Below are 7,425 nucleotides of genomic sequence, written 5' to 3'. Positions count from 1 at the left end.
TCGAAGGCTTCATCTCGATCGCGCCGCAGCCCAACACCTATGATTTCTCGTTCCTGGCGCCCTGCCCGTCGTCCGGCAATGATTGCCGCGCTCGACACCGCCGCCAACCCATCGTCGGTCCATGCCGAGGGCCGCGCCGCACGGCGGCTGATCGAGAATGCAAGGCGCGACGTGGCGGCGCTGGTCAACGCCGGCGCCGAGCATGTCGTGTTCACCTCCGGCGCGACGGAAGCCGCCTCGACGCTGCTGACGCCGGATTGGCAGATGGGGCGCGGCGCTGTCCGCGTGAGCCGGCTCTATGTCTGCGAAGCCGATCATCCTTGTGTGCTGAACGGCGGGCGCTTTCCGGCAGCCCGGGTAACACGCATCGGCGTCGACGCCGACGGCATTGTCAGGCTGGACGCGCTGGCGGCGGCACTTGGCCGTCATGACAAGGCGGACGGCCTGCCGCTGGTGGCGATTCATTCCGCTAACAACGAGACCGGCGTTATCCAACCGGTCGAGCGCATCGCCGAAATCGTCAAAGCGGCAGGCGGCATCCTGGTCGTCGACGCCGTGCAGGCAGCCGGTCGCATTCCGCTCGATATGTCAGCGGGTTATGCCGATTACTTGATTCTGTCTTCGCACAAGATCGGCGGTCCCAAGGGCGTTGGCGCCATTATCGCCGCCGCGGACCTGATGATGCCCAGGCCCTTGATATCAGGTGGCGGCCAGGAAAAGGGTCATCGTGGCGGGACCGAAAACCTGGCCGCGATCGCCGGCTTTGGCGCAGCGGCGCGCGAAGCCCTGATCGGGATGAAGACCATCGAAGCGGTCGGCAGCCGCCGCGACGAGATCGAGGCCATCGTGAAAACACTGGTGCCGGATGCGGAAATCTTCGGAACCGGCGCGCCAAGGCTTGCCAACACGACGTTCTTTGCTATTGCCGGCATCAAGGCCGAGACGGCGCAGATCGCCTTCGATCTGGCGGGCGTGGCGCTGTCGGCCGGTTCCGCCTGTTCGTCGGGCAAGGTCGGCCCGAGCCATGTGCTGAAAGCCATGGGATACAATGACAGCCTTGGCGCTTTGCGCGTGTCCATCGGCCACGCAACGAGCGCCGAGGACATCGAACTGTTCCGCGCAGCGCTGGCAGGCATTGCCTCACGCCGCGCAGGCAGGGAAGAAGCCGCCTGAGCGCGGCAAACAAACGCAGGCTTTTGGCCTGGTAGAGCCGTGCGTTTCATGGTGGCCGGGTGAATTCCCGGCAGGGACGCACTATATGGAACTTACGCCGCCTCGGTTGCCCAAGGGCACTCGTTTCGCGGTGCCATAGTTTGAAAACTGCCGGGCCTTGACCCCGGCGTGGATGGAGAACGCTGATGCCTGCTGTGCAGGACACGATCGATCGGGTCCGAAAGATCGACGTCGACCAATACAAATACGGATTCCAGACCGAAATCGCGATGGACAAGGCCCCAAAGGGCCTGAGCGAAGACATTATCCGCTTCATTTCGGCGAAGAAGGACGAGCCGTCCTGGATGCTGGAATGGCGTCTGGAAGCCTATCGGCGCTGGGTGACGCTGGACGAGCCGAAATGGGCGCGCGTCCATTATCCGAAGATCGATTTCCAGGACCTCTACTATTACGCGGCGCCCAAGAGCACGCCGGGACCGACATCGCTGAGCGACGTCGATCCCGAACTGTTGAGGGTCTATGAAAAGCTCGGCATCCCGCTGAGGGAACAGGAGATCCTAGCTGGCGTGCAGAAGACCGACGCGTCGGAACTCGAGGAAGCCAGCGACAATGTCTACAAGTCGGGCCGCGTCGCCGTCGACGCGGTGTTCGATTCGGTTTCCGTTGTCACCACCTTCAAGAAGGAACTGGCACAGGCCGGCGTCATCTTCTGCTCGATCTCGGAAGCCATCCGCGAGCACCCGGAACTGGTGAAGAAATATCTCGGTTCGGTGGTGCCGACCTCCGACAATTTCTACGCCACGCTGAATTCGGCGGTGTTCACCGACGGTTCTTTCGTCTTCGTGCCCAAGGGCGTGCGCTGTCCGATGGAACTGTCGACCTATTTCCGCATGAACGAGAAGAACACCGGCCAGTTCGAGCGCACGCTGATCATCGCCGAGGAGGGGGCCTACGTCTCCTATCTCGAAGGCTGCACGGCGCCGCAGCGCGACGAGAACCAGCTTCACGCTGCGGTTGTCGAACTGATCGCGCTTGACGATGCCGAGATCAAATACTCGACGGTGCAGAACTGGTACCCCGGCGACGCCGAAGGCAAGGGCGGCATCTACAATTTCGTCACCAAGCGCGGCGACTGCCGCGGCCACCGTTCGAAGATTTCATGGACGCAGGTCGAGACCGGCTCGGCGATCACTTGGAAATATCCGAGCTGCATCCTGCGCGGTGACGATTCCAGCGGCGAGTTCTATTCGATCGCCGTGTCGAACGGCTACCAGCAGGTCGACAGCGGCACCAAGATGATCCATCTCGGCAAGAACACGTCGAGCCGCATCATCTCCAAGGGCATCGCCGCCGGCTTCTCGCAGAACACCTATCGCGGCCAGGTCTCGGCGCACCGCAAGGCGACCAACGCCCGCAACTTCACCAACTGCGACTCGCTGCTGATCGGCGACCAGTGCGGCGCGCACACCGTGCCCTACATGGAAGCCAAGAACGCGACGGCACAGTTCGAGCATGAGGCGACGACGTCGAAGATTTCCGAGGACCAGAAATTCTACGTCATGCAGCGCGGCATTCCCGAAGAAGAGGCGATCGCGCTGATCGTCAACGGCTTCGTCAAGGACGTCATCCAGCAACTGCCGATGGAATTCGCGGTCGAGGCGCAGAAGCTGATTGGGATCAGCCTCGAGGGCTCGGTCGGCTGACCGGACAGAAAATTTTCAGGAAAAGAAAAAATGCTTGAAATCAGAAATTTGCATGCTCGCATCGTCGACGACGGCACCGAGATCATCCGCGGCCTGAACCTGACGGTGAAAGCCGGCGAGGTCGCCGCCATCATGGGGCCGAACGGCTCGGGAAAATCGACGCTGTCCTACATCCTCGCCGGGCGCGAGGACTACGAAGTCACCGAAGGCGACATCCTCTACAACGGCCAGTCGATCCTCGAAATGGATCCTGCCGAGCGCGCCACATCAGGCATTTTTCTCGCCTTCCAGTATCCGATGGAGATACCCGGTGTGGCGACGATGGAATTCCTGAAGGTGGCGATGAACGAGCAGCGCAAGGCCCGCGGCGAGGAGCCGCTGAAGATCCCCGAATTCCTGAAGCGCGTGAAGGACGCCGCCGCCTTGCTCGACATGGATATGGCGATGCTGAAACGGCCGCTCAATGTCGGCTTTTCCGGCGGCGAGAAGAAGCGCGCCGAGATCCTGCAGATGAAGCTTCTGGAGCCAAAGCTGTGCGTGCTCGACGAGACAGACTCAGGTCTCGACATCGATGCGCTGAAGATCGTTTCGGAAGGCGTCAACGCGTTGCGCGCGCCGGACCGCGCCATCGTCATCATCACCCACTACCAGCGCCTGCTTCAGTACATCGTGCCGGATAGTGTGCACGTGCTGTACAGGGGCCAGGTGGTCAAGTCGGGCGACAAGTCGCTGGCGCTCGACCTCGAGGCCAATGGCTATGCCGGCGTGATCGGCCAAGCTGCGTGAGATGCCAGAAGGCCAAGAAGGCAAGCCAAACAAGGCGAGACCGATGAATATACATACGACACCCCAGCGAACGCCGGCCGAAACGGCGCTGATCGACGCCTTCAGCGACCGGCTGTCGTTGCTGCCCGGCGACGGCACGGTGATGCTGAAGCGCGACGACGCCATCGAGGCGATCAAGAGCGGCCTGCCGACGCGGCGCATCGAATCCTGGCACTACACCGACCTGCGCCGCCTATTGACTTCGGTTCCGGATTTCGATCCCGCAGCCGCCCCAAAAGCCATTGCGCCTGTCGTCGAAGGATCCGCTGTCCTGCCGGTGCTCAACGGCGTGTCGAGTGCGAAAATGCCTGAAATCGAGGGCATCGCTGTGCAGCGCCTGTCGGAGAAGCTGACCGACGGCAGCATCGCACCGGGCCTCGACCTCTATGGCGCCGACGATGCCATCGGCGCGCTGAACACCGCTTTCGTTGCCGACGGCTATTTTGTCGACATTGCCGACGGCACCGAGTTGGACAAGCCGATCGAACTGCAGAACCTGCAGGCCGGCGGCCAGACGCATGTCCGCCTCAGCGTCCGCGTCGGCGCCGGCGCCAAGGCCGTGATCGTCGAGCGCCAGGCGGGCGAGGGCGCCGCACTCGTCAGTTCGGTCAGCCAGCTTCTGCTTGACGAGGGCGCCGAGGTGACCTGGCTGATCGTGCAGGAGCAGTCGGATACAGCGACGCATCTTGCCCAGTTCAAGGCGCATCTCGGCAAAAATGCGAAGCTGACGCTGTTCGTGATGAATGCCGGCGGCAAGCTGGTGCGCCAGGAGATCGTGGTCAGAACGACAGGCGAAGGCGCCGATTTCACGCTGCGCGGCATCAACCTGCTTGCTGGTGATACCCATACCGACGTGACCATGGTGCTCGACCATGCGGTGCCGCACACGGCTTCGACGGAAGTGATCCGCAACGTGGTGACGGGAAGAGCGCGCGGCGTCTTCCAGGGGCGCATCAACGTCCACCAATACGCGCAGAAGACCAACGCCAAGATGGCCTGCAACACGCTGCTCCTGTCGGATGACGGCGAGTTCTCAACCAAGCCTGAGCTCGAAATCTTCGCCGACGACGTCGTCTGCGGCCATGGCGCGACCGTCACCGAGATCGACCACAGCCACCTGTTCTACCTGATGGCGCGCGGCATCGACGAGAAGGCCGCTCGTGGCCTACTGGTCAAGGCGTTCGTCGCCGAGGTGATCGAGGAACTCGACGACGAGGCGATCGTCGAGGCGCTGGAAACGAGGCTCGACGGCTGGTTCGCGGCGCACGGGTGACAGTGGGTGAGGGTTTGGCGCTTCCGCCAACACCCCTCATCCGACCGAGCTCCGCTCGGCCACCTTCTCCCACAAGGGGAGAAGGTAAGGCGCTTTACCTTCTCCCCTTGTGGGAGAAGGTGTCGCCGAAGGCGACGGATGAGGGGTGCTGGAAGGAACGCGGCGCAGCAAGGACTTCGAAATGGACCAGAAAGTCGAAAACATCCCCTATGACGTCGAGGCGATCCGCCGCGACTTTCCGATCCTGTCGCGGCAAGTCTATGGCAAACCGCTGGTCTATCTCGACAATGGCGCCTCGGCGCAGAAGCCGCAGGCCGTACTCGACGCCATCCAGCACGCCTACGCCCAGGAATACGCCAACGTCCATCGCGGGCTGCATTTCCTGTCGAATGCGGCAACCGACGCCTTTGAGAACGCGCGCAAGATTGTGCAAAGATTTCTGAACGCGCCTGATACCGACAACATCGTCTTCACCTCGAACACGACCGCGGCGATCAACACCGTTGCTTATGGTTATGGCATGCCCAATATCGGCGAGGGCGATGAAATAGTCCTGTCGATCATGGAACACCATTCCAACATCGTGCCGTGGCATTTCATCCGCGAGCGGCAGGGCGCGAAGCTGGTCTGGGTGCCGGTCGACGATCTCGGCATCTTCCACATCGAGGAGTTCGAGAAACGGCTGACCGACCGCACAAAACTGGTCGCCATCACGCACATGTCGAATGCGCTGGGCACGGTGACGCCGATCAAGGAGATCGTCCGCATCGCGCATGCGCGCGGCATTCCGGTGCTGGTCGACGGCAGCCAGAGCGCCGTGCACATGCCGATCGACGTGCAGGACCTCGACTGCGATTTCTTCGTCTTCACCGGCCACAAGGTTTATGGGCCCTCGGGCATCGGCGTGCTCTATGGCAAGAAGGACATGCTGGAGCGCATGCGCCCGTTCATGGGCGGCGGCGAGATGATTGAGGAGGTGACGCAAGACATCGTCACCTACAACGATCCGCCGCACCGTTTCGAGGCCGGCACGCCGCCGATCGTCCAGGCGATCGGGCTGGGTGCGGCGCTCGAATATATGGAAAAGATCGGCCGCGAGCGCATCGCCGCCCACGAGGCCGATCTGAGGGACTATGCTCATCAGCGGCTGCGCGCCATCAATTCGCTGCGCATCTTCGGTGATGCGCCGGACAAGGGCGCCATCATCTCCTTCGAGCTGCAGGGCATTCATGCCCACGACGTGTCGATGGTGATCGATAGGCAGGGCGTCGCCGTCCGCGCCGGCACCCATTGCGCCCAGCCGCTGTTGAAACGTTTTGGCGTAACCTCCACATGCAGGGCATCGTTCGGCATGTATAACACCAGGGCCGAAGTCGACGCTTTGGCCGATGCGCTCGAAAAAGCGCGAAAGTTCTTCGGATGACGATCATGGATGATGCAGGCCACACCGCTGAGACCACGTCGGAAACGGTAACCAATGAGGTGGTTTCCGCCTCGGCCATTCCCGCCGACGAACTGGCACGGCTGACCGACGACATCGTTTCGGCGCTGAAGACGGTCTACGACCCGGAAATCCCGGCCGACATCTATGAGCTCGGCCTGATCTACAAGATCGAGATCGAGGACAACCGCTCGGTCAAGATCGACATGACCCTGACCGCGCCGGGCTGCCCGGTGGCCGGCGAAATGCCCGGCTGGGTGGAAAATGCCGTCGGCGCCGTCGAAGGCGTTTCCGGCGTCGAGGTCAACATGACCTTCGATCCACCCTGGTCGCCCGACCGCATGTCGGAAGAGGCGCAGGTCGCGGTGGGCTGGTATTGAGGCGCACTTGCGCCAGGCAGAAAACTTCACCATTTTAGGTGAAGACTCATTCCGCAGGCCTTGAACCTGCGCGAACGCGGAGAAAAAGAATGGGACGCTTCGCCGTCATCACGATGACCGAAAGGGCTGCCGATCGGGTTCGCGAGATCGTCGCGACCCGTGAGAATGCGCATGGCATTCGCCTTGGCATCAAGAAGGGCGGCTGCGCCGGCATGGAATATACGGTCGATCTGGTGACCGAGCCCAACACCAAGGACGATCATATCGAGCGCGACGGCGCCCATGTCTATGTCGCGCCTGAGGCGGCGCTTTTCCTGTTCGGCACCGAGATGGATTTCGAGCAGACGACGCTGCGCACCGGCTTCACCTTCCGCAACCCGAACCAGAGCTCGGCCTGCGGCTGCGGCGAATCGGTGGAGCTCAAGCCGGCCGATCTGAAGGCCCTGGCCGAGGCGCGCGCATCGGCCTGATCTTCCCTTCTCCCCATGTCCCCCTCATCCGGCCCTTCGGGCCACCTTCTCCCCGCTGGGGAGAAGAGGTTGGCATCACCGCTGGCGACCTCCTCTCCCCTCGGGGAGAGGTCGGATTGCCCCGAATTGCCCTTCGCAATTCGGTTGGCAATCCGGGTGA

Annotated in this window: 7 protein-coding genes and 1 pseudogene; all 8 read left to right on the top strand. The window is 62.3% G+C overall.

The features are described from left to right. A pseudogene (locus AC0L2A_RS35590) lies at positions 1-77 on the top strand (alpha/beta hydrolase); the annotation flags it as partial. After that, positions 43-1,173: a cysteine desulfurase family protein gene (locus tag AC0L2A_RS35585; RefSeq protein ID WP_473612858.1), complete on the top strand. Its 1,131-nt coding sequence runs from the start codon at positions 43-45 to the stop codon at positions 1,171-1,173. The pseudogene AC0L2A_RS35590 and the gene AC0L2A_RS35585, both read left to right, overlap by 35 nt. Positions 1,174-1,358: 185 nt before the next feature. Beyond that, positions 1,359-2,876, top strand: coding sequence for a Fe-S cluster assembly protein SufB (gene sufB, locus AC0L2A_RS35580; protein WP_027154150.1), 1,518 nt, complete (start codon positions 1,359-1,361; stop codon positions 2,874-2,876). Between the two features lie 30 nt (positions 2,877-2,906). Further along, a complete protein-coding gene (gene sufC / locus AC0L2A_RS35575) occupies positions 2,907-3,662 on the top strand; it encodes a Fe-S cluster assembly ATPase SufC (protein ID WP_023798289.1) in 756 nt (251 codons plus the stop codon). 43 nt (positions 3,663-3,705) lie between these two features. Further along, the gene (gene sufD / locus AC0L2A_RS35570) at positions 3,706-4,974 is read left to right on the top strand and encodes a Fe-S cluster assembly protein SufD (protein ID WP_473612857.1); all 1,269 of its coding nucleotides are present in this window, start codon (positions 3,706-3,708) and stop codon (positions 4,972-4,974) included. Positions 4,975-5,155: 181 nt separating this feature from the next. After that, positions 5,156-6,397 (top strand): cysteine desulfurase, encoded by a 1,242-nt coding sequence (locus tag AC0L2A_RS35565; protein WP_473612856.1) that lies wholly within the window; start codon positions 5,156-5,158, stop codon positions 6,395-6,397. A gap of 5 nt (positions 6,398-6,402) precedes the next feature. Beyond that, a complete protein-coding gene (locus AC0L2A_RS35560) occupies positions 6,403-6,795 on the top strand; it encodes an SUF system Fe-S cluster assembly protein (protein WP_473612854.1) in 393 nt (130 codons plus the stop codon). 89 nt (positions 6,796-6,884) lie between these two features. Further along, positions 6,885-7,265 (top strand): Fe-S cluster assembly scaffold SufA, encoded by a 381-nt coding sequence (gene sufA, locus AC0L2A_RS35555; RefSeq protein WP_128168442.1) that lies wholly within the window; start codon positions 6,885-6,887, stop codon positions 7,263-7,265. Positions 7,266-7,425 lie beyond the last annotated feature (160 nt).

Source organism: Mesorhizobium sp. WSM4844 (assembly GCF_055811775.1).
Note: the sequence above shows the minus strand (reverse complement) of the source record. Positions and strands in the feature narration are given on the sequence as shown.